Annotated in this window: 19 protein-coding genes; 4 read left to right on the top strand and 15 right to left on the bottom strand. The window is 40.0% G+C overall.

Features of this window, described 5'->3' with window-relative positions; all coding sequences use genetic code 11:
- Window positions 1-13: 13 nt before the first annotated feature.
- Window positions 14-1,078, bottom strand: a complete 1,065-nt coding sequence (locus ACPUYX_RS00615; protein WP_426377817.1) for a glycosyltransferase family 4 protein — start codon at window positions 1,076-1,078, stop codon at window positions 14-16.
- A 13-nt stretch (window positions 1,079-1,091) separates the two neighbouring features.
- Complete coding sequence (locus ACPUYX_RS00610) at window positions 1,092-2,249, bottom strand: glycosyltransferase (RefSeq protein WP_426377816.1); 1,158 nt, start codon at window positions 2,247-2,249, stop codon at window positions 1,092-1,094.
- 233 nt (window positions 2,250-2,482) lie between these two features.
- On the opposite strand from ACPUYX_RS00610, the gene ACPUYX_RS00605 reads away from it, so the two are divergent.
- Window positions 2,483-2,686, top strand: a complete 204-nt coding sequence (locus ACPUYX_RS00605; RefSeq protein ID WP_426377815.1) for a hypothetical protein — start codon at window positions 2,483-2,485, stop codon at window positions 2,684-2,686.
- Window positions 2,687-3,278: 592 nt separating this feature from the next.
- Here ACPUYX_RS00605 and ACPUYX_RS00600 read toward each other — a convergent pair.
- The 9 genes from ACPUYX_RS00600 to ACPUYX_RS00560 all read right to left on the bottom strand — a co-directional run bounded on the left by ACPUYX_RS00600 (window position 3,279) and on the right by ACPUYX_RS00560 (window position 15,095).
- Window positions 3,279-4,208, bottom strand: a complete 930-nt coding sequence (locus tag ACPUYX_RS00600; protein ID WP_426377814.1) for a GDP-mannose 4,6-dehydratase — start codon at window positions 4,206-4,208, stop codon at window positions 3,279-3,281.
- 103 nt (window positions 4,209-4,311) lie between these two features.
- Window positions 4,312-5,352, bottom strand: coding sequence for a GDP-mannose 4,6-dehydratase (gene gmd / locus ACPUYX_RS00595; RefSeq protein WP_426377813.1), 1,041 nt, complete (start codon window positions 5,350-5,352; stop codon window positions 4,312-4,314).
- Between the two features lie 70 nt (window positions 5,353-5,422).
- Complete coding sequence (locus tag ACPUYX_RS00590; RefSeq protein WP_426377812.1) at window positions 5,423-6,385, bottom strand: type I phosphomannose isomerase catalytic subunit; 963 nt, start codon at window positions 6,383-6,385, stop codon at window positions 5,423-5,425.
- A gap of 15 nt (window positions 6,386-6,400) precedes the next feature.
- A complete protein-coding gene (locus ACPUYX_RS00585) occupies window positions 6,401-7,720 on the bottom strand; it encodes a sugar phosphate nucleotidyltransferase (RefSeq protein ID WP_426378291.1) in 1,320 nt (439 codons plus the stop codon).
- A gap of 548 nt (window positions 7,721-8,268) precedes the next feature.
- Window positions 8,269-8,937, bottom strand: coding sequence for a sugar transferase (locus tag ACPUYX_RS00580; protein WP_426377811.1), 669 nt, complete (start codon window positions 8,935-8,937; stop codon window positions 8,269-8,271).
- A 719-nt stretch (window positions 8,938-9,656) separates the two neighbouring features.
- Window positions 9,657-10,466, bottom strand: coding sequence for a tyrosine-protein phosphatase (locus tag ACPUYX_RS00575; RefSeq protein WP_426377810.1), 810 nt, complete (start codon window positions 10,464-10,466; stop codon window positions 9,657-9,659).
- A 179-nt stretch (window positions 10,467-10,645) separates the two neighbouring features.
- Window positions 10,646-11,362, bottom strand: a complete 717-nt coding sequence (locus ACPUYX_RS00570; RefSeq protein WP_426377809.1) for a CpsD/CapB family tyrosine-protein kinase — start codon at window positions 11,360-11,362, stop codon at window positions 10,646-10,648.
- A 15-nt stretch (window positions 11,363-11,377) separates the two neighbouring features.
- Entirely contained in the window at window positions 11,378-12,076 is a 699-nt protein-coding gene (locus tag ACPUYX_RS00565) for a YveK family protein (protein WP_426377808.1), read from the bottom strand.
- A 370-nt stretch (window positions 12,077-12,446) separates the two neighbouring features.
- Entirely contained in the window at window positions 12,447-15,095 is a 2,649-nt protein-coding gene (locus ACPUYX_RS00560) for a cell wall-binding repeat-containing protein (RefSeq protein WP_426377807.1), read from the bottom strand.
- Between the two features lie 475 nt (window positions 15,096-15,570).
- On the opposite strand from ACPUYX_RS00560, the gene ACPUYX_RS00555 reads away from it, so the two are divergent.
- Window positions 15,571-16,323: a hypothetical protein gene (locus ACPUYX_RS00555; RefSeq protein WP_426377805.1), complete on the top strand. Its 753-nt coding sequence runs from the start codon at window positions 15,571-15,573 to the stop codon at window positions 16,321-16,323.
- 103 nt (window positions 16,324-16,426) lie between these two features.
- On the opposite strand, the gene ACPUYX_RS00550 is transcribed toward ACPUYX_RS00555, so the two are convergent.
- Together ACPUYX_RS00550 and ACPUYX_RS00545 are read right to left on the bottom strand one after the other, a co-directional pair.
- Entirely contained in the window at window positions 16,427-16,855 is a 429-nt protein-coding gene (locus ACPUYX_RS00550) for a hypothetical protein (RefSeq protein WP_426377804.1), read from the bottom strand.
- A 115-nt stretch (window positions 16,856-16,970) separates the two neighbouring features.
- Entirely contained in the window at window positions 16,971-17,738 is a 768-nt protein-coding gene (locus ACPUYX_RS00545; protein ID WP_426377803.1) for a hypothetical protein, read from the bottom strand.
- 304 nt (window positions 17,739-18,042) lie between these two features.
- Here ACPUYX_RS00545 and ACPUYX_RS00540 point away from each other — a divergent pair, with 304 nt between their 5' ends.
- On the top strand, window positions 18,043-18,555 hold the full coding sequence (locus tag ACPUYX_RS00540) for an RNA polymerase sigma factor (RefSeq protein ID WP_426377802.1): 513 nt from the start codon (window positions 18,043-18,045) through the stop codon (window positions 18,553-18,555).
- An 8-nt stretch (window positions 18,556-18,563) separates the two neighbouring features.
- Window positions 18,564-19,325, top strand: coding sequence for a DUF4367 domain-containing protein (locus tag ACPUYX_RS00535; RefSeq protein ID WP_426377801.1), 762 nt, complete (start codon window positions 18,564-18,566; stop codon window positions 19,323-19,325).
- A gap of 53 nt (window positions 19,326-19,378) precedes the next feature.
- On the opposite strand, the gene ACPUYX_RS00530 is transcribed toward ACPUYX_RS00535, so the two are convergent.
- Both ACPUYX_RS00530 and ACPUYX_RS00525 read right to left on the bottom strand, forming a co-directional pair.
- On the bottom strand, window positions 19,379-19,813 hold the full coding sequence (locus tag ACPUYX_RS00530; RefSeq protein ID WP_426377800.1) for a hypothetical protein: 435 nt from the start codon (window positions 19,811-19,813) through the stop codon (window positions 19,379-19,381).
- Window positions 19,814-20,048: 235 nt separating this feature from the next.
- The gene (locus tag ACPUYX_RS00525; RefSeq protein WP_426377799.1) at window positions 20,049-21,335 is read right to left on the bottom strand and encodes an Rne/Rng family ribonuclease; all 1,287 of its coding nucleotides are present in this window, start codon (window positions 21,333-21,335) and stop codon (window positions 20,049-20,051) included.
- Window positions 21,336-21,487: the final 152 nt, after the last annotated feature.

Raw genomic sequence — 21,487 nt, 5'->3', positions numbered from 1 at the left:
ACTATTTCCTCCCTTAATTCGAATGTATTGCATATTTCTGCATAACTTCTAGTAACATGCTGGCAGACATATCCCAACTGAAACGACATAGAGTATTCTGCTTATCCTCAACAGGCTCTTCCAGGATCTGGTCTAAATTCACATTTGCATTGTCCGGTGAAATATAATGAACACTGTTTCCCAGCACCTCCGGTAATGAAGTTGCATTGGAAGAGATTACGTTGGCCCCTAAAGCCAACGCTTCCAGCGGCGGCAAGCCAAACCCTTCATAGATAGAAGGAAACAAGAACGCACGACAATTTTTAATTAAAGAACATGCGTCCTCATCCGAAATAAACCCCAATATATGGACGTTTTGCGGAATCTCTATGACATTGTCTGTTTCGTAATGCTTACCAGCTATCACAAATGTAAGATCCGGATTTTTGTGTGCAGCTTCAAGGATCCAACGACCATTCTTGTTCTTAGCTAGAGTTGCAAGTGAGAAGAAATAACTCCCAGGAGATAAAAAAGGATAGCGTTGCTGCCAATCCAGGCTGTCATTATAATTCAATACATGTTGCCATGCATTTGGTATTACTTTAACTTTTTCTTTAGCTGCAGGGTAATAGCGAATAATTTCACCTTTACTATAATCACTAACTGTCAAGACCACAATCTCACGATGAGTAGTAAACCAGTACTGAAATATATGCCAATATCTAGATAGTTTGTTTCGTAGAGTCGTATAGTGTAAAGGATTAGCCTTATACATTATGTCATGAATCGTCGTTATCCCTGGCCGTGAGAAGAATGGCGCTACATTACACAGATTGAGACAAATAGCTTCCTTATGCCTGTTCATGTAACGGGCTAAATCAACTTGTTCCCAAAGCATTCCAGAATGGATTCCATATTTTTCGATATGAATGTTCATATAGTTCGGTACATCTTTAGCATTGGGCGGAAGTAATAATGTAACGTATTCATCATTAGTTAAATACTTGTCCAATGTCCGTACTAATTCACTCGCATATCTTACAATTCCCATCATGCGATCTGCCATGAATTTTCCATTTATAACATAAGTGTACTTCATATACTCCGTTTCCTTACCTTAATGAATTAATTAGGCTTTTAATTTTCTTAGAAAATTGTTCTCTCATAAATTGTTCGTTAACTCTCTGTCGCGCATTTTTCCCAAGTTTTTTTCTCAGTTCTGTATCAGATGCCAACTTTCGAAGGGCTCCTGCATAGGCTTCCACGTTTCCGTTAGGGCACTCAATTCCCGTGACCCCATTAATGTTTACATAATTCACTCCGCTTCCCACTATTTTAAAAGTTACTGCGGGCTTTCCAAAGTACATACCTTCGGCAAGCGCAATTCCAAATGCCTCATTTTTTGTGATTGACGGGAAACAGAAAATATCACAGGCAAGATAATATGCAACCATTTCTTCATTACTAATACGCCCTAAAAACGCAATTTTTGCATCTCCTTGTGCTTCAGTCTGCAGCCGCTCAGTTAATGGACCTTTCCCTCCAATACAAATTCGAAAATTATCATCTAACAACTTACTTGCTTTGATCAAGTAAGTAAATCCTTTATATGGAATGTGCCTACCGAGCCCAAAACATAGCATTTTTCCTTCATACTTTTTTCTCAATTGATCAGCTTTTATACTAATTTCTTCGGTGATCTGCATTCTTCTTGTTCCGATACAATTAGGTACTACGATACACTTATTTTTATACCGATTAAGATATGGGCTTCCTTCTATATAGTTCGGGCTAGTGGCTACAACCACGTCCGCCCACTCTAGCAATCGAATTGTTTGTCCATGAAACAGTTTCCCTAGAAGTTTTTGCTGTGTAATATCCAAATGCCAGTAAAGAATTAATCTAAGATTTCTCTTCATGTATTTTGATAATAAAGATGCCACAAATGGATTTGGATAATGAAAAATCACAACCTCCGGTTGAAAATCATTTATTAACTTCGACAATTCCTGAGCATATGTAAGAGAAAGTGATTGAGACTGTATCTTTGCAATACATCCGCAGCGGATAACATCAACTCCATCTACTTGATCGTGAACTGTTTCTTTTCTCTTGCAAATGTAATCACCATCAGAGGCATGTTCGTTGAAGCAAATAATTTTTTGTTCTATATCGGACTCGCCCTGAAGTACGTTAACGATATCACGTCCAACCTGCTCAACACCTCCAATATTAGGATACATATAATTAGGAATTTGTAATATCTTCATAATTAGCGAGTTCCTTTCACAATCCGAAGTTAATTGTTACTCAAGCCCTTTTTTACCACAGTCATCAAACCAGTCTTTCAAAGTTTCCTCAAAGAACTTGTAGCCACTGGCTAACAGTTTATTCCCACTGATATTGGTTGAGATCATTAGCTTCTTCACTCACGCTGAATTAAGTCCAAGTTTATTCACTCAATGGGACCACGCTGCAGTCAATCAGCATCAAGCAGGGACTAATGGACATACCGCTTCAAATCGGTGGCTCTCTGAATCTCGTTGCAAATCTGCTCTATGGTATAAGACGGCTCAAAGTTACAGTCATAAATATCGGAACCTGGAAAGTTGTTATTGATCATCCGGTATTTCATAAAGCGTTTATGCTCTTCAACACAAATAAAAAGGCCTTGATTATATCCTTTCGACCCGGATTGAAGAAATAGTGATGCTTACGCTGGCCAAAATACAGGTGAGTAAAGTTGCCGTTTTCGCCCTTACCGTACACAACACCTGAGCGTTAAATAGTCAATTTACGATTTGCAACTTTTCCCTGCCACCCCTGATAAATTTTCTCTCCCACCAGCTTGCTAATGCCGTAGGGAGTTTTAGGGGTTGGAAGGGTGGTTTCTTCCTTTAGTTCTTCAGTCGAGCCAGGGCGCAATGGAACATGTAAAAAGTATCATTTTGTTGCCGCACTTTTCAGCAAAAACTGTTACACTCCGCGGATATTGACTCGAAATTCCCATAATTAGGATATCCAAGGGAAACTGTAGCCAAATTGAAAACGATATATCCTTATCAGTGGGCCGAAAATCAAACTCGTTGGGCTGCGTACATGCAAACGGATTAAACTAAACACATTCAATTTGTTCCGGCTACTCCAGGTACTACGCCTTGCTCACTCGGCATTGCAATGTCTGAAACATTTACCTTGTCATTTGGAGTAATTACCTCTGTTTTAAGCAGTTTAATGAAAATGTGTTCCTATAAATCCAGATCCACCCAAAATAATGTAATTCATAACTTAGTATCTCTTTACAGTTCTATGAGATAGGAATAATACAGTTCTTTTAAAGTTTCAAAAATACTATATTCCGGTTCCCAACCAAGTTCTGCCTTTATATAACTATAATCACAACAAATCGTCGATGTATCTACCGGTCTGAACCGTTCCGGGTCAACCTCAACAGTAATCTGTTGCGAACTCAGGGAAACAATGTAATCTAATATTTCCCTCAGGCTATATGCTTTTCCAGAGCCTACATTAAACACCTTTGTGCAGTCATCACTTTCTACAATCATTCGATAAGCTCTGACAACATCTTTCACATTACTAAAGTCTCGTTTAGCAGCTAGATTCCCAACCTTAATCACACCTGGTTTTCCAGACTTTTCAATCTCGGCTACCTGCTTACAAAAACTTGGTAATACGAAAGAGTCTCTCTGACCGGTACCTGTATGATTGAATGGTCTGACGCAGTAAATCTTTATACCATATCGTTCACGGTAGACCTCAGCGAACTTCTCCTGTGCCATTTTGGAAATGCCGTATGGATTGTTGGCATTTAAAGAAGTCTTTTCGCTTATTGGCTTATCTGATATCTCATACTCCTCACTGGAACCGATAAACATGACCTTCGCCTTTAGATTGCACTTTCTGATAGCCTCCAGCATATTCAATCCACCAATAACATTCACAGAAATAGTCGTTTGTGGAGTCCCCCAAGAAGCACTTACACTGCTAATAGCTGCAAGGTTAATGATGATGTCGGGCGAAACTTTCGCAACAAGTCTTGCTACTTCATCGGAATCCATTAAATCTGCTTCAAAGTACTGAACTTCTTCCTGTAATCCTTCTTTTTTGTCTATACCGCTCCCGCAAACAGAATAACCATTATCCAGAAATTCCCGTGCCAGATAACGGCCAACGAACCCCCCTATCCCAAATATCAAAACTTTTTTCATCTTCGCCACCCTATCCGTAAGAAATAAATACAGTCATAGACATGAAGCGTTTAAGAACAGCTGAAACCATGCTCTACAAACTCCTCGCCGGTAACCTGATTTATTAAATCAATCCAGCTTCCTTCTTTGCAAGCCGCAGATCATGTTCGGCCATGATCGCGCACAACTCCTCGTAACTGGTCTTCTGCGGATTCCATCCAAGCACCGTCTTTGCTTTGTCCGGGTTACCCCACAGGTTAACAACATCTGTTGGACGGAACCACTGAGAATTCACGCAAACAACCATCTTTCCTGTAGCCTTGTCGTAACCCTTTTCTTCAATGCCTTGGCCCTTCCACTCAATCTCAATTCCATCATTGGCAAATGCAAGGGTAGTGAATTCACGAACAGTATGCTGAACACCAGTAGCAATAATGAAATCATCTGGAACATCCTGCTGTAGAATCAGCCACATACACTCTACATAGTCTTTTGCATAACCCCAATCACGTAATGAATCCAAGTTACCTAGTTCAAGATGATCTTGAAGACCACATGCGATACGCCCTGCTGCAAGAGTAATCTTACGGGTAACAAAATTAGCTCCGCGGCGCTCGGACTCATGATTGAACAGGATACCATTGCAGGCAAACATGCCATAGGCTTCACGATATTGCTTCACCATCCAGAAACCATACTGTTTCGCAACAGCATAAGGACTGTATGGATGAAATGGGGTATTCTCATTCTGAGGGCACTCCTCAACTTTGCCATATAGCTCTGAAGTAGATGCCTGATAGATTCTACAAGTTTTATCCAGACCCGGGATGTGAACAGCCTCCAGAATACGTAAGACACCCAGTGCATCCACATCGCCAGTATACTCAGCAGCGTCAAAGCTGACTCCAACATGGCTCTGCGCCGCCAAATTATAGATTTCATCCGGCTTCACTTCATTCACAATGCGGATGATGCTGGAAGAATCAGATAAATCGCCGTCATGAAGCTTGATTACGTTCAGAGCGGTCAAATGGTCAATTCTCTCAGTTGTAGAAACGGAAGCACGGCGGATAATTCCATGAACCTCATAGCCCTTCTCCAGAAGGAACTCTGCCAAGTAGGAACCGTCCTGACCGGTGATACCAGTAATAAGTGCCCTTTTCATAATCGTTAAATCTCCTTTAAAACAATAATTTTGGACCTATCGAAAAACCCTAGTTACAGCCGCAGAATCTTTAGCAGCGTATCTTCAAAAGTTCTGCTTCCCCAATCACATGGCATCTACCAATACCTGCAGGAATAAATAGGCAGTCTCCCTTTGAAAAGCGAGTAGGTCTTCTATGTTCGACTTCAACTCCCCCGTCACCCGATAAACAGAGTAACACCTGGAATGAAGTCTCCATTACAGAAAATGAAAATCCTTGCTTAACCTGAATACGCTCCGTTTCAAAATACTTGCATCTACAGAGAATCTCCCTAGAACACCCAGGATAATAGTGGACTAACTTCGGTTTTTGACCCACATCTGGGGCCACACCCATGTTCATAACTTCAACCGCCTTATCAAAATGAAGTTCTCGCTTGTTGCCATTTTTATCAACACGTCCGTAGTCATACACACGGTATGTTACATTGGAGCTCTCCTGAATCTCTGCAACCAATGTTCCAGCTCCAATTCCATGAACCGTACCAGCCGGTACATAGTAAAGGTCTCCTTTATGCACCTTAATTTTCTGAAGACGCTTATCCAATGTTCCTTCTGCAACAGCATCTCTTAGCAGTTCAGCTGTGACAGTATGGGCAAACCCGTAGATAAGACTTGCATCGTCATCCGCATCAACGACATACCACATCTCTGTCTTTCCGTTTTGATATTCATGCTCTCTAGCATACTCATCATCTGGGTGAACCTGCACTGATAGGTCCTTTTTTGCATCAATGAACTTTACGAGAATCGGCAGTTTCTTGCTATTATCCACTTTACTCCCAAGAAACTCAGGATGTTTGTGTAGAACTTCAGCAAGTGTTTTTCCTACATATCTCCCATTAGCCACAACACTCAAACCTTCAGGATGAACAGAGCATTCCCATGTTTCAGCTAGTGGGTCTAAGTTGATTTTCTTCCCATATTCCTCACGAAGCCTTGTACCTCCCCAAAGATAATCCTTGCCCGTTGGCAAGAGCTTCATTATTTCCATTTCCGAACCTCCGAACTACTTATTCTCAGAGGGATACTTTCTCTTATCATCCGCACTTATACTTTCACCTAATTGGACTTCAATAATGTCCAGATTTGTTTCAGCTCTGACCGTGTGCTTGCATCCCGCTGCAATTGTTAGGACATCACCCACACGAAGTACCTGCTCCATATCGTCCACAATAGCCTTGCCGCTGCCTGCAACCACTGTCCATACTTCTTCACGATAATCGTGGCTGTGATAACTCATCTGCTGACCAGCCTGCATAGAAACCTTTACTGTCATAGAACCAGGCTGAACATCCATGACGGTGTACGTTCCCCAAGACTTTTCGGCAAACATCGCATCGCTACATACTTTATCCACAAAAGGCTTCATATAACCGCTACGCTCTTTATCAGAAATAAGGATGCCGTCTCCACTGGCCGCAATCACCATATCCTTGCATCCCATGCAAATAATCGGGATATTCAGTTCATTTACGACATGCGTATTTTCACAAGTATTATCCATAACAGCCTTACCCATTATGTCATCAGCCATGACCTCGGACATCATATTCCATGTGCCGACATCCTTCCAATCTCCGTTATAACGCATTACCTGAATGCTTGGCTCGTTCTCAACGACAGAATAATCAAAACTAATTTTGGTCAGAGTCTCGTACTTTGCATATAGAGCGCGATAATCTCTAAATTCGACTATGCTATGCGCCTTTTCAAGCAAGTAGCCCAAACGGAAAGCAAACACTCCTGCATTCCAAAGTGCATTTTGAGTAAGATAGATTTTAGCGGTTTCCGTATCAGGCTTTTCCTTAAACTCCTTCACCATGCTGACAGTATCGGAAGTTTCTGGAATGATGTACCCATACTTTTCACTCGGGTAAGTCGGTTCAATTCCCATGAGAGTGAGATTAGTGTTCTTCTGTTCTACCAACTTTTCAAGTTGCTGAACCGCTTCATAATAGGTGTTGTCTACATATGGATCAACCGGGCAGACAACAACACTTTCATCCTCTGCAACCCCAAGTTCATCATGGAGATAAGTCGCTGCAAGTAGGATTGCTGGAAAAGTGTCTCTTCTGCAAGGTTCGACACAAATTGACGCTATATCTCCCAACTGGTTCTTGATTGCACTCGCTTGTGACTTACTGGTTGCAATTGTTATCTTGGCATCTCTATCTACTGATGTAATCTGACGATATACACGCTGAACCATGGATTCATACTCACCATCATCATCCTTAAATAGCTTAATAAATTGTTTGCTTCTAACATCATTTGACAGCGGCCAAAGACGTTTTCCACTGCCACCGGATAATAAAATGATATTCATTAGATCATTTCTCCCTTTTATTTCAGGCCAACCTTCGTCTGGATTATATGCCATATTGACTTGCTGATTCTTTTCAACTGCATCTTGGTTTTTGACCTTTATGCTATAATAAATTTCAATTTTCAACTCTGAACCGAAGGTGTAACGCAACCCAAGAATATTCTTAAATACATTAGACATACCTTGGACTACACTCCGATTTCCACATAGTTGTAAAGGAAGGCAAACGAGGATATGTATACCTAAGGTAAAAACAAGAACGACAGTTTCAAAACATAAAACACAAAGGGGCTATTGATAGACCTTGGAGCATACAAATCGAACGTTATACAAAGCGCAAACGCGAAAAAGTGGTATTGACCATTTGTCCAAGCTCCCTCAATAAATACATGAAACGCGAGACCCATAGTCCCCAATATACATTCGCCCTAAGAAACCTTAAAAGAACATATACTAAAAAGAACAAAAAGTAATTAAGTACAATATGTGAATTAACAATTATATTTTCAACCTCATAAAAATACTTTCACCCGCCCTAAGCTAAATAATCAGAATGCACCTTTACGTTTAACTACACAAAAAACGGTTCTAAACAACACAGCTATATCAAACGCCATCCCTTGTTTCTCTAAATAACTCAATTCCACATCTGCTCTCTCTGGATATTTTAAACCACTACGACCTGAAACCTGCCACACCCCTGTTATTCCTGGTTTCATGCTTAGAAAAAGATGTTTTTTACTACCATATTCATTCAACTCATCCCAAACAATTGGCCGAGGTCCAACCAAAGACATATCACCTATTAACACATTCCAAAATTGTGGAATCTCATCTAAGCTTGTTTTTCTTAAAAAAAGTCCAATCTTCGTAATTCGCGGATCTTCTCCCTCTGGTAACTTATAATCATTTGAAACATATAGGTCATAAATAACTGGGTCTATTCGTAAAATTTCTTCTGCATCTTTTCGCATTGATCGAAATTTAAATATCCTAAAGGTTTCACCACCGATTCCTAATCTTTCTTGTGAAAAGAATATTGGCCGACCATCAGTAATTAAAATTAAAAATAATATAATAGAAAAAATGGGAAAAAGTATAACAAGTCCGATTAAAGCACCTACTAAATCAACAGATCGTTTCCATATCGGGAATTTCCTTTGATCAAATTGTATGTGGGCTTCCTCTCTAAAAACTTCCGAAGCTCGCATATTCATGTTTAAAAATCACTCCTTCATCCTAGTAAAGAATATCTTCACCGGACCTTATTTGTACTATCGGCCTGCTTTTAAGGAATTTATGATCTAATGTCACATGAGCGATGTAATAATAACAATAAAAAATTAGGGTTCCTTTATAGAGCCCCCCTTAATTTCTTGACTCTCTAAATTAAACTTAATACGTTTCGAAATACGCCCAACTCAATCGTTTAAACATCTCAATGAGGGCTTCAAGTCTCATCTCTTACTATTTCTAATTATCTATTTAACGTAAAATTTTTTGCCAGCTCAATCATATCAAGGCATCCTTATTTTAAACGCAAACACAAGCGAACCATTAAGTGAAAATTCAACGTTAATCTTGATTACCCATGAACTGTTACCGGAGACATTTTCTTGCTCTACCCGAGATCATGATTAATCACATAAAGCCTCCTCATCTCCAACTGATAGCTTGCCAACGATCTAAACGTATGCTCATAACTAAGACCGTAGACCTAAATATACGAATCTACGGTCCTATGGTTTAATGCTTCGTTGCACTTTTTATTTATTCTCTATATCCCTTTATTTTCCTTTAAAAAAAATAACTGTTAATCTTTTAAGAAATTACATTTTATGTACATGGTTTTATTTAAATCCATAAAATAAAAGAAATTACCTAATTTTTTTAAGTAATTTCTTGTGTTATAACTCATTATTAATTATTAAATTTATTATTTCGACATTATTTTTCCTATGATCGACCAAAGACTTCGCTTTTTCTTCTTTATATCTACATCATTCAGCATATAATCCGAACTGCACTGTATAACCTTCCCTTCAAGGATACTTCGGGGATTCTTAATGGTGACTTCTTCAAACCTTTCTTCACCTAACATTTGCCGGAGAGTCTGAAGTGCCTCTTTATTTGTCGATTCGCTGCGAGAAATACGATGGGCATCAGAACCGACAAAGTGAATCAAACCACTGCTAATCATCCTTTCCGCAAGCCGCTTCGGCTGAGGTCCATATCTTCCGCTTAAGCTCCTGAAGTCAATCTGAAAGAGGATTCCTCGCTTTGCCCATTCTGTTATACGTTGGGGCTCACGGAACAATCCCTGATATCTCTCCGGGTGGGCCAATACCGGCGTTAACCCCTCAACTTGCAATTCGAAGAAGACCTGATCCGTATAGCGAGGGATTTCCATCATTGGCAGCTCAACAAGGATGTAAGTACCTGTGTTACCCAGGGTCATTAATTTCCCATCCCGCGCCCATTTAGCCATCTCCGGGAAAATATAGTTCTCTGCTCCAGGAAAGACCTCTACGGTTATTCCTGCCTCGATCGCCCTTTGACGCACACTCTCGGTTGCCGTGAGTATTTCTTGCGGCTGCAGATAGTCAGTCCCTTCCATAACATGGGGAGTTGCCAGGATAGTATTGAACCCTTCTCCCTGCAGTTGACGCAGAATTCCTAATGACTCTTCCATACTTTTTGATCCGTCGTCCACGCTGGGAAGTATATGGCTGTGAATATCAATCATCTGAACTCTCCTAAAAACTATAGTTTAATATTGATCAGATACTCTTAGGTTGCATAATACTGTTATAAAACCTGATAAATCAAAACCGACCCTTTCAAAGCATGGAAAGAATCGGCCTTCGTTTGTTATTTCTGTTACTGTCCGCATTACTGTTTGTGTTGTCATTTGATTTGTCATTGTCATGCTTTTTGCCGTTTACGCCTTTTCTTGGAACCTTTGGAATTATCCGACCCATGGTAATAGTAATAATAGTAATATTCACTCGTCTTCAGATCTGCTTTATTAAGAACTACACCTAATATCTTAGCTCCTACTTTATCTAATTGTTCCTTCGCCCGTTGGGCATAATCCTTGTTGACTTCACCGGAGGCCACAACTAAAATAGCCCCATCAACTTCCTGGGCCAAAATACAAGCATCTGTTACTGCCACAACGGGAGGGGTATCAATCAGAAGAATGTCAAAATGCTCACTGAGCTCTTCAATTAACCGCTTCATGCGATTTGAGCCGACAAGCTCAGCAGGATTCGGCGGGATAGGTCCGCCGGTCATGACCATTAAGCCGGACACACTTGTTTCCCGGATATAACTCCAGTAGTCTTGATCTTGAACCAAAGCAACGGATAAACCTTCAAAATTCGGCAGCCGAAAAAGCTTGTGCTGAGTAGGATTGCGCAAATCAGCATCCATGACCAAAACTGTCTTTCCTGTCTGAGCGATGCTTACGGCTAGGTTGGCAACCGTTGAAGATTTTCCTTCCCGCGGACCTGCACTCGTCACCATAATCTTTTTCGTCTGAGAATCTACGCTCGTAAACTGAACATTGGTGCGTAGAGTTCTAAAGGCTTCTGAGATCGGTGATTTCGATTGCTCCAAAGTAATTAATGAATACTCCACTGAAATTTTCCTCTCTTATGCCTGTTTTCCGATCTTATAGTTTGGTATAACTCCTAAAACGGGAACCCCCAACAGTTTTTCCACGTCGTTAGAAGTTTTCACAGTGTTATCCAAATACTCCAATAGAAAGGCAATCCCTACTGCAACCATTAAGCCCACAACAAAAGCAATTAAGATATTGAGAATCTTGTTCGGTTTGACGGGGGCGTTCGGGAACTCGGCTTTATCAACAATACTGACACTGTCTACCTTTTTGATCTCAATCACTGCTTTGGAAAACTCTTGGGCCATAGTATTGGCGATAGATGCTGCCAGTTTAGGGTCTGTATTGCTGACTTTGATTTCTAATATCTCGGTTGTCTTCACCTGATCAACAGAGATGAGCTTATCGAGGTCCTCGGCAGTCAAAGGCAGGTCTAAATCCTTAATGACGTTTTCCTCCACAGTTCTGCTTTGAGCAATGGTGGCATAAGTTTTGGCCAATTGCTGATTGGCCAGCAGAACATTGTTGTCCAGCATTTGGGCGGCAGCTTGTCCTTCCTCAGTCGCCTTTTTTCCGACAATCAGGGTTGTAGACGCTTCATATGAGGGTTTAAGAATAAAAAAGCTGATAGCTCCGCTCGTAATGGCTGCAATGAGAGGTATCGCTGCTATGATTAACCATCGTTTTCTTAGCACTTCCAGGTACTGCCGTAAATCAATTTCTTCTTCCATTGTCGCCCTCCCATATGACCCCGTATTATGGCCGTTGAAGATTATTTATTCGAGGTGAGAAAGAATTTTCCTTCTAACTATTCTTAAACATTCTTTTACTAAAAAATTAATTATTCTCGCTTTTTTTATTTATTAAGCTAAAATTTGATTCATTTTAACTTAAAGGCCTATTTATTTTACAATCCATTAGAACAATATGTTTATGTCTCTATCTTAGCTGTAATAAGTATATAAAAGTCCCTTTTGTAATTATAACTTTCTCAGATGTGGAGGCTGTAAAAAACTAAAAACAGTTTTTTACAGCCTCCTAGTGGTTTTTAACTTTAATTTTTTAACTTAACCCAAATAACATTGTTTAACCATATACTTCTTAACGACAAGTTAATGTCCAGGTAACACTGCTCTGATCTTTGAAGAAAATTGATTTATTAACAAGCTGAGATAACGTTGCAGAATCCCATGAAGTGCTGCCTGCCAAAGCTGCGATGGCATCTTTGATTTGCTGGCTTTGAGTGATAGGGCTAAACCATTGGCTTCCGTCCGTACTTACTGATGTTGGAAGGGTGCCTACTGATGTCATGAGAAGATTATTAATACCCATAGTGCTAAGTTTCGTGCTTTCTTTACCAGCTTTTATATTGGCTGTAATAACGTGAGTTGAGCTGTTAACATCCATGGTAGCCCAATCATTATTCAGAACTGTAGTTGTGGAACTTCCCAACTTAAGTGTTAGGGATACGCTGCTTGCGGCATATCCGGACTTGGATAAAGTACCATTAAATGTAACTGTATCTCCAAATAATGCTCTAAGTGTCCCCAGACTTACATCTCCGCCGCTGATGGCGTTTCCAAGCAGGTCTGCCATGGTTATTGGATTACTTAATGAGAAGGTTTTATTGGTGAAGCTTAGCGTCCCGATCGAAGGAGAGGTCAAACTTGTAAGCGCCAGAGTGCTGTCGGCCGGATTGGCTGTAATTTTAATAGAAGTTATTCTTTGGTCATTGTTCGTGAATCCGACGAGATTTGCATTACCACTGGTTCCATTTACTGTAGAACTTGTTAATTCACTAGTACCATTTAAAATGTCAAAACTAACAATCTTCGTTGAATCGGTGGGTCCGCTATTGCCGCCACCGCCGCCTCCACCTGAACTACCGCCGCTTGTCCCGCCCGTCGAGGATGGCGGTGCGCTGGGCGTGGATGTGGTTGGTTTACCGTTAACATTACCTCCGCCGCTAACTAGAGTACCCGTTGAGCCAGACTCTAAGCTGCCGATACTTGAACTGCTGGGAATAGTAATGTCAGCTTTAGCTGAGGTCTTCATGCTTTCAATGACTGTATTGGCAGCTAAATCCACTTTAGCTGGGGATTGTACGTCTATTGCTTTGAATTTCCCATTAAAGGTTACTTTTTGATTTGGACTCGGTGTATTAACAATTACAGATGAAACAACGGCGCCTGCTGCTGCTTTCAGCGATACCTGGCCCTCAACAACAACCGGTTGATTAAAGGTCCCGCGCAGCTCGACAACCGGAGTCTCACCGGGTGAACTTGTGATTGTAACGTTACCCATGGAATTGCCATTGGCATCAATAATCGCATACGTACGAACGATTGTATTACCAAATTTGGAGGTTCCTGTGGCTTCGACATGTACGTCGCTGCTGTCACTATCGACTGAGAGGGTATCTGCACTGGTATTGGTAAGATGGATACTGTCAGATGCTCCGGAAAGTATAACGATGTTGGCAGCGGTTACACTGTCTAAGGTCGCTGTCCCCTTATCTCCCGGATCAACAAAGACAGTCCCTTTTACTGTAAGGTTTTTGAGTGTAATATTGTTGCCTTTTACATAAACACTGTAATCTGCTTTGGCATTCTGCAACGTCACATTATTTCCTGTTATCAGAACATTATCCGTCAGTTCTGCAGGCTTTGCCGTATCGGTTGAGCCTTCTTTGGCATTATCAGTCCCATACGAGACCATCGACGACAACGAACTCAAACCACTTGAAGGAACAACTGCTTCTCCTCCTAAAGCAACCATGTCAGCGGTCGACATAAATAATTTAACAAAATCCTTTGTGGAACTATCAATTTGCTGATTAACCAAAACAACCGGGGATTGGGTTTCAGCTGCCAAAGGTACTCCGGCTAAGGCATCGACTAAGGTTTCCCCATTGGCAAAATAGACTTTTTTATTCGTATAGTCTTTAGCGAGACCCTTCAAGATCTGAACGTTCGTATCATATTTCGTCTGCCCGGAGAAGCGTGTTGATTTGCCAGGTAATACGTTTTTAACAGAATCTGAGACAACGACACTTCCACCAACGACATAGGAATTTGTGATCTGACTTTTTACGCTGTCAAGATATGAACTAACCACAGATGGAAGGTTATTCTGAGTTGTCGTTAAAATAGGCATGCCCTGAGCAGCCGCAATTGGTGCAACGGAAAGAGCATCTGCCGGACTTAACCATCCTGCAGCTACAACAACACGAGAAATATCAGCGCCCTGTTTTGCCATTTCTTTTGCGATATTTACTGAAGTTTCATATTGGTCATACCCGCCAAGCTGAACGGGAGTAATGCCCATTGCTTTGATTTCATCAAGAACCGATTGTTTAATGACTGCCGTACCGCTTGTTATGTAAACTTTTTGAGGTTTTAAGCGGATTAACTCGTCCTTTGCCCGTGAATTTAAAGTTTCTCCGTTATTGGTCAAAAGAATAGGAGCTTTTAGATTTGTTGCCAATGGACCGGCTGCAAGGGCGTCAACGAGTGCATAATTCATGCCGGATGCAAGCACCACACTATTACACGTTCCAGTCCAGCCCTTTTCAGCCATTAAGGCTGCGGTATCATACTGATCTAAGCCGCCGATTCTGGACACTGAACTTGAAACCCCAGATGTACTTGATGTACTTGCGTTAGCTACAAAAGGAGTTAGGGTTGTCGTCAAAGCAACGGCAGCAACCATACAACCATTCAATAGCTTATGTTTCATTATTTTTTTCACAAATAGTGGCCTCCTCTTTCGTTTTTTAAAAGAATTCATGCTGGATTGGGTTTAAAGATTACCTTTATGTGGATAAGATGGTCCGTCATAACAATTATGCATTCTGATTCTAGTTCGCCGTCCAGAAAAATATTCCTGCTAAAATTACCCTTTTAATTATAATTTTTACTAAAATAAATATTATTTCTTCTATCTAAATAATTTTCAAGTTTTTTTAATATGAACCAATCAAAAAGGCATGCCCTATTGGGGCACGCCTTTAAGAACACCACTGTAATTATTATCAAATGTATTGATATAACCAATTGAGGATTATTTATACATTTTATATATTTTTTTCTATTTTGTTGTAACCTTTTTCCGTTTTAAAGACTCTATATATTGAAACACAAAAAATAACAGAAGGAGGAAAGTACATTATTTCTTAAGTGTATACGTCGTCAACATTCATTAAATTGAAAAAGGAGAGTTATGTATGCGAAGAATTAAAGGTTTATCAAAAGTTCTAGTCCTGATGACCGTAATGGTTCTATTTCTATCCACCATATTTACTCCAAAGGCTTTTGCTGCTTCAGCTCCCGAATTAAAAGATGGACAACCTATTAGTACAGTGATGAATTCAAATGTTACGGTATTCAGTATCACCGTTCCAGATCTGAACAAGAGATTTATCAGTGTCGATTCGGATTATCCCGTGAGAACTGAATTAGTTACCGCAAATTCATTCTATTCAAATATGATTCATTTTGATTCCGGCGCTTATAGAATGAATAGTAGAATCGCACGATACCTTATACCAAATACGGAATACCTTTTGTACGTTTATTCTAAACAAACTTCTGGGGCGAAAATAACAATAAACATGTCGACGAGTGGTCTTGATTCAAATTGGATTTATAAAGATGGCACTAATTCGTTAGTCGAAAAAAATGAACTATTAAGTGGACAAACTGAGTTCTACGGTTTGGCAAATCAAACAGCTGGTAGATATTTAATTACCGTAACTACGAATATTCCTAATCTTAGAATGATTGATGAAAGCACAACAAGAGTTATCAACAATAGTTTCTCCGAATTTAAATCTCTAAATGCGACTTGGAGTGACCAGCCAGGCACAGGCGGTATCTACGGCCCGAGTCAAACAACTTATGGAATTTGGTTTCAAAATCCCAGTACTAATCCTGCTGGACAGGGTGGAACATACTCAATTACAATTACAAAAGCATAATCATACAATCCCTTGATAGGAAAAATCGGTTGCCCATCGCTAATCGGCTAGGGCAGCCGATTTCTCTTTTAAGACAGAATAAAATAAACTGTTCAAAATCAAATTAAAGCTTTTCATCTAATGTGCTTTCTTTCGAGTTTGTACGTTTGAGAGATGATATTAAAACATAACCACAAACAATTCCGCTAATATCAAAAATTCTAGTGCTGCTTATCATTAATCGAAACCACTCAAATTGGTACAGTGAGAAGCTTTTATTCAATAAAATATTAATATTAATTATAAATGTCGGGACTCCAATCGGTATAAGCAATTGCCAGTCAATAGTCCATTTTCCCTTTTGTCGAATTCGTAAAAACAATCCGGGAAGTGCTAAGAGGATACCTATTACAATTGGATAAATAGAAATAAACATATATAGTGGATATAAATGGAACGTTTCGCTTTTTATGTGTTGCCCATACATTTCCCCCCAATACGTAATAACACCTACAAATAGAACATATAAGAAATTTCCAACAAACCTTTTCACTGAATAGCCTCCCTTTCCCATAATTATGATAGACGCGGGGACGTTATCTTTAAGAAGAGATGAAACATTTTTTCCATGTTTCATCTCTTTAGTTAATTTTCAAATACGTTCTTTTCTAATGACATACATAGTTATCAAACGTCAGATTCCAGCTGCTCCCTCCACGGACTAGTGTTGCATATGAATGCATACCTACCGAAGAAAGTCCGCCATTGACATATTGAACCGGTGTCCAAGTGCTTGGTACATAATAACTGTAAGTAAGGCTTGAGGGATATTGATTTCCTGATTCATTATCTTGAAACCAGGTATAGCCCGGACCAGATTGTCCAACTGTGAAATATCGATTGCTAACAGACACCGTGCTATCACTAACAGCCCAGCCTCCAGTTAAAGATTGACCTGCCATGTTACAAAATGTAAGACCTCCGTAGGATGAGTAAGTCCAGTAAACCGTAGAATAAGCTCTAACTGATATAGATCCATCCCATTTGCTATTATAATTAGACCCATCATAAGATTGAGTTGTGCTTGTGCCGAGAGTATCATTTGGAGTTGCTACAGCAAACGTCGTTGTAGCATATGTGTTCACTACCTCACCATTTGCTTCCTCCGTAACTTTATTAAGTTGAGTTGTAGAGTATATTTTAGCATCTAACTTTTTCCCGGTTTCTTTACTAACAATGCTTGCTCGAGAAACAATGTTTTGATCTTTTAGGTCGGTTACTCCCTTCTCAGCTCTATCGAATAGTACATTGACGTCTGTTATAAGAGGTTTCTGAAATTTTACGTGTGGCCCAGATGCAGGAGTTGCTACCACTGGTGTTGCCAGAAGCATGACACTTACTAGAGATGAAAGGACAACTTTAAGCATTTTGAACATTTGATTTACCCCCTAATAAATTTTAGTTTCGAACTTAATTGATGAAAAAGCAAGAGCGTATTTTCACCACCTTTCTATTTCATATACTAGAGGGTTAAAGTCTTGTAAAAGGTTACATCTTTGCCTTATAAAATATTTTATTAATAAAATGCATTTACAACCTAAATCCCTATTCATTCTTTTAACAACTATAATGGACTACTTCCCCAACGTCTTGAATATTATTGTTATATTTCTAAAATTTTTGTTCCCAAGCAGGTTTTGTTTTATCTACCTCGAATTGACAATTAGGCGGTGATAATAATTGTTGAATAATGACCGAAATTTGGATATATTCGAAGTGCTTGTTAAGCAGAATTATCAAAAAGTCTACCAAATGGTATTTTGCTATACCAAAGATAAGTTTATATCTGAGGATGCGGTTCAACAGGCATTTGTTATAGCTTATAACAAGTTAAATCAGTTAAATTCTAAGGACAAATTTGCTTCATGGGTCATTTCAATAGCCCTAAATGAGGCGAAACGAATGCTAAAAGAACAACATAATCCTAAGGTTACCTCGATGTTAGACCTTAATAGGTATCCGGATAGAATAGAAACCGTTATAGAACTTAAGGAAGATATTAATAACGCTCTTAGTAAACTAAAGCAAAAAGATACGGAAATTTTATTGCTCAAATATTATGCTGACTTAACACTAAAACAAATTGCAAATTTATTAGACCTTAATATTTCTAGTACAAAAGTTCGCTTACATAGGGCAAAAGAAAAATTCCGTGAATTGATTGAAAATGATTTTAAAAATATAGGAGGTTGAGACTCAAAATGGCTTTATCAGAAGAAGAGCTTGAACAATTAATAGTCAGCCAATTATCCAAAGAGTTAACTTCCGACATTGATATTCCCGACATAGAAGAGCAATGGCAGAACATCAAGCAAAAAATTGTTGTCGATAACAAGATTACTCATAAAGGGAACACGAGGCTAACCCGTAAAAGAGTGGTTTTTGCGGCTGCAGCTATTCTCTTATCAATTGCTTCGTTGAACTTTCTTTCATACAACGCAAATGCTTTCGGAAATAAAATTGCCGAGTATTATAATCATATCGTTGGAAAGACTACCCAAGATAAAACTGAAACATTTAGGCAGCCTAATGACCCGGCACCGCCAAAGGTACAGAATTTAAGTGCGAATGAGGAAAAAGAAGTTACACTTGAACAAGCACAATCTTCGGTTCCCTTTAAGTTAGTTATTCCAAACTATCTTCCAGAAGGCACAAAAACTAAACGGGTATTGCTTACCCCATTAGGGTCAGATGTTTATCAAGTTTCTATTGAATATAATATTAGTAATCAACTCATTATTTTTAGTCAACAAAACAGCGCAAACGGCGTATCCCGTGGCTCTTTATATGATACTGATGATACTACTGTAAAGAATCTTACGATAAATGGGTACCCAGCTACATTATTTATGAGTAAAAATAGTGTTAACACTATAGAGTGGCAAGATCGCGGCCTTATTCTTCAGATACGAGGAATAATAACTGAGGAAAACATGACAAAAATTGCAAATTCTATAAAATAATAAACACCATAGACCTAAAATCTATGGTGTTCTCCTCCATTTATATCTTTATCTTATTGAACATACAAGTCTTCAGAATATGATAAACCACTTTCGCTTAAGGAACCATTTAAGGACGAGTGTTTTGCTACTACTCTATAATAATATCCTTTTGATACCGCCAATAACTGCCCCCCATACACATACGACGCATTAGGTTTGTAATAACTGTAAGTGTTCAATGTATACCATTGGCCGCCAGATAGATATTGTAAATTTAATTGTAATCCTATTTGAGTAACCGCTGAGTAAGTTGACGTCCATCCAGAGATGTTGATAGTTCCATCACCATTATTTACAATTGTGCATTGACCACCAGAGATTGTTTGGTAGACATTGGGTATCGCTACCGCCTTCGTGTTAAGAGTGATTGACGTGTCTCCCAGGGCTGCTTGAGCCCCCATTAGCATAAAAACGACTACAAGTATGGGTATTAGCTTTTTCATCATGAAATTCTCCTTTCATTATTCTAAATTATAGAGTATATAAGTAAGCTAAAAGGTTACAAAAATAAAAAAAATTTCTTCGATTTTTGATTAGTGCAATAACTATATAGATCTATAAAATTCCCAACATTAATCGTTAAGAAAAGGGGTACCCCCCAAAGTCGGACAGGTACCCCTAAAACTTATACTCTTAAATAAAAAAAGAACTCTCAATTCTCTAATCAACTTGCAAAGCATATTATACCCTTCCGCTTCCGTCACAGGTCGGACAGGGTGCCGTATATCGCACGGCTAAGGTCTGGCCGACTTTCTTGCGGGTCATTTCCACCAAGCCAAGCTGCGTCAGTCCTAAAACCTGAGACTTTGTTTTATCCACGGCACAAGCCGCCTCTAAGGCTTCAATTACCTGCTGCTGATTCTCTTTCGCTGCCATATCAATAAAATCAATAATGATGATTCCACCCAGGTTTCTCAGCCGCAGCTGCCGGGCAATCTCCCCAGCCGCTTCCAAATTTGTATGAACGACAGTCTCCTCCAGAGAACGCTGCCCAACATATTTTCCCGTATTCACATCAATAACACTTAAGGCCTCTGTTTGCTGAATGATCAAGTATCCGCCGCTCTTTAACCATACTTTCGAACGCAGGGCTTTACGAATTTCATCGTCTACCCCATAACGGCCAAACAAGTCCTCACCCGGCATAACAAAAATCCGCTTAACTGCCGGATGCTCTATTTCCCGTAAAGCCTGACGCAAGGTCTCAGCCGTTTCTTCCTGATCGACGGTAATCTTCTCCACATCCTGATCCACCCAGTCACGAACTAAGCGCGAAACCAAATCAACATCCTTATGTACTAATCCCGGGACAGAGACATGGGGAATTTTACGCTCCAGAGCTTGCCAGGTCGTCACCAGATGACCAATATCTTCGGCAATTTCCTCACCATCAACTCCTACCGCCAAGGTGCGAATAATCACACCCATCCCTTCAGGTTTGACCTTCTCCGCCAAATCCTTTAACCTCGCCCGTTCCTGCGCATCGCTAATCTTGCGCGACACCCCAATATAACTCACCTGAGGAAGAAGGACAACATACCGCCCCGGCAGCGTCAAGTTAACACTAATCCGGGCCCCCTTCGTACTCACAGGTTCTTTAGTAATCTGCACCAGAAGTTCCTGACGGGGCTTTAAGATGTTCTCAATCCGCTCTTGAATCACCGAAGAACCCTTATCCTCGTCCTCAAAACGAGAAGGGGAAGGAATAGCATCGCCGACATAGAGAAAAGCATTCTTCTCCAAGCCAATATCAACAAAAGCCGCCTGCATCCCGGGCAAAACGTTTTCCACCCGCCCTCGATAAATATTCCCCACCAAATGGGAAGAACCACCCTCATCCTCAAAGACATCCATCAAATCACCATCTTCAAACACAGCCGCCCGAATCCTTTGAGATTTGGATTTCGCCAATTGTTCACTTTGAAGAACAAGTTCCTTCTTACAGCTCCCCGAGCTTTCAAGTTTCATAGATTGATTACACCTCCCCGACGAACTATATGAGAGAACTTGCGTTACAACGCTCCCTTGCATGATCTCGCAGATCAAACTAAGACCCAAGAGCCTGATAATGAGAGGGCGGGGTTCCCGGCATATCGGACATCCCTGTCCGAATGCCGGCA

It is taken from the genome of Desulfosporosinus sp. SYSU MS00001 (assembly GCF_049943955.1).
In the GTDB taxonomy this organism is placed as follows: Bacteria; Bacillota; Desulfitobacteriia; order Desulfitobacteriales; family Desulfitobacteriaceae; genus Desulfosporosinus.
This window is presented reverse-complemented; position numbering and strand designations above follow the sequence as displayed.

Excerpts from the sequence above, each read along its gene's own strand:
- ACPUYX_RS00615 (WP_426377817.1), bottom strand. The coding sequence starts at position 1,078 with ATGAAGTACACTTATGTTATAAATGGAAAATTCATGGCAGATCGCATG.
- ACPUYX_RS00610 (WP_426377816.1), bottom strand. The coding sequence starts at position 2,249 with ATGAAGATATTACAAATTCCTAATTATATGTATCCTAATATTGGAGGT.
- ACPUYX_RS00605 (WP_426377815.1), top strand. The coding sequence starts at position 2,483 with ATGGACATACCGCTTCAAATCGGTGGCTCTCTGAATCTCGTTGCAAAT.
- ACPUYX_RS00600 (WP_426377814.1), bottom strand. The coding sequence starts at position 4,208 with ATGAAAAAAGTTTTGATATTTGGGATAGGGGGGTTCGTTGGCCGTTAT.
- gmd (WP_426377813.1), bottom strand. The coding sequence starts at position 5,352 with ATGAAAAGGGCACTTATTACTGGTATCACCGGTCAGGACGGTTCCTAC.
- ACPUYX_RS00590 (WP_426377812.1), bottom strand. The coding sequence starts at position 6,385 with ATGGAAATAATGAAGCTCTTGCCAACGGGCAAGGATTATCTTTGGGGA.
- ACPUYX_RS00585 (WP_426378291.1), bottom strand. The coding sequence starts at position 7,720 with ATGAATATCATTTTATTATCCGGTGGCAGTGGAAAACGTCTTTGGCCG.
- ACPUYX_RS00580 (WP_426377811.1), bottom strand. The coding sequence starts at position 8,937 with ATGAATATGCGAGCTTCGGAAGTTTTTAGAGAGGAAGCCCACATACAA.
- ACPUYX_RS00575 (WP_426377810.1), bottom strand. The coding sequence starts at position 10,466 with ATGATTGATATTCACAGCCATATACTTCCCAGCGTGGACGACGGATCA.
- ACPUYX_RS00565 (WP_426377808.1), bottom strand. The coding sequence starts at position 12,076 with ATGGAAGAAGAAATTGATTTACGGCAGTACCTGGAAGTGCTAAGAAAA.
- ACPUYX_RS00555 (WP_426377805.1), top strand. The coding sequence starts at position 15,571 with ATGCGAAGAATTAAAGGTTTATCAAAAGTTCTAGTCCTGATGACCGTA.
- ACPUYX_RS00545 (WP_426377803.1), bottom strand. The coding sequence starts at position 17,738 with ATGTTCAAAATGCTTAAAGTTGTCCTTTCATCTCTAGTAAGTGTCATG.
- ACPUYX_RS00535 (WP_426377801.1), top strand. The coding sequence starts at position 18,564 with ATGGCTTTATCAGAAGAAGAGCTTGAACAATTAATAGTCAGCCAATTA.
- ACPUYX_RS00530 (WP_426377800.1), bottom strand. The coding sequence starts at position 19,813 with ATGATGAAAAAGCTAATACCCATACTTGTAGTCGTTTTTATGCTAATG.
- ACPUYX_RS00525 (WP_426377799.1), bottom strand. The coding sequence starts at position 21,335 with ATGAAACTTGAAAGCTCGGGGAGCTGTAAGAAGGAACTTGTTCTTCAA.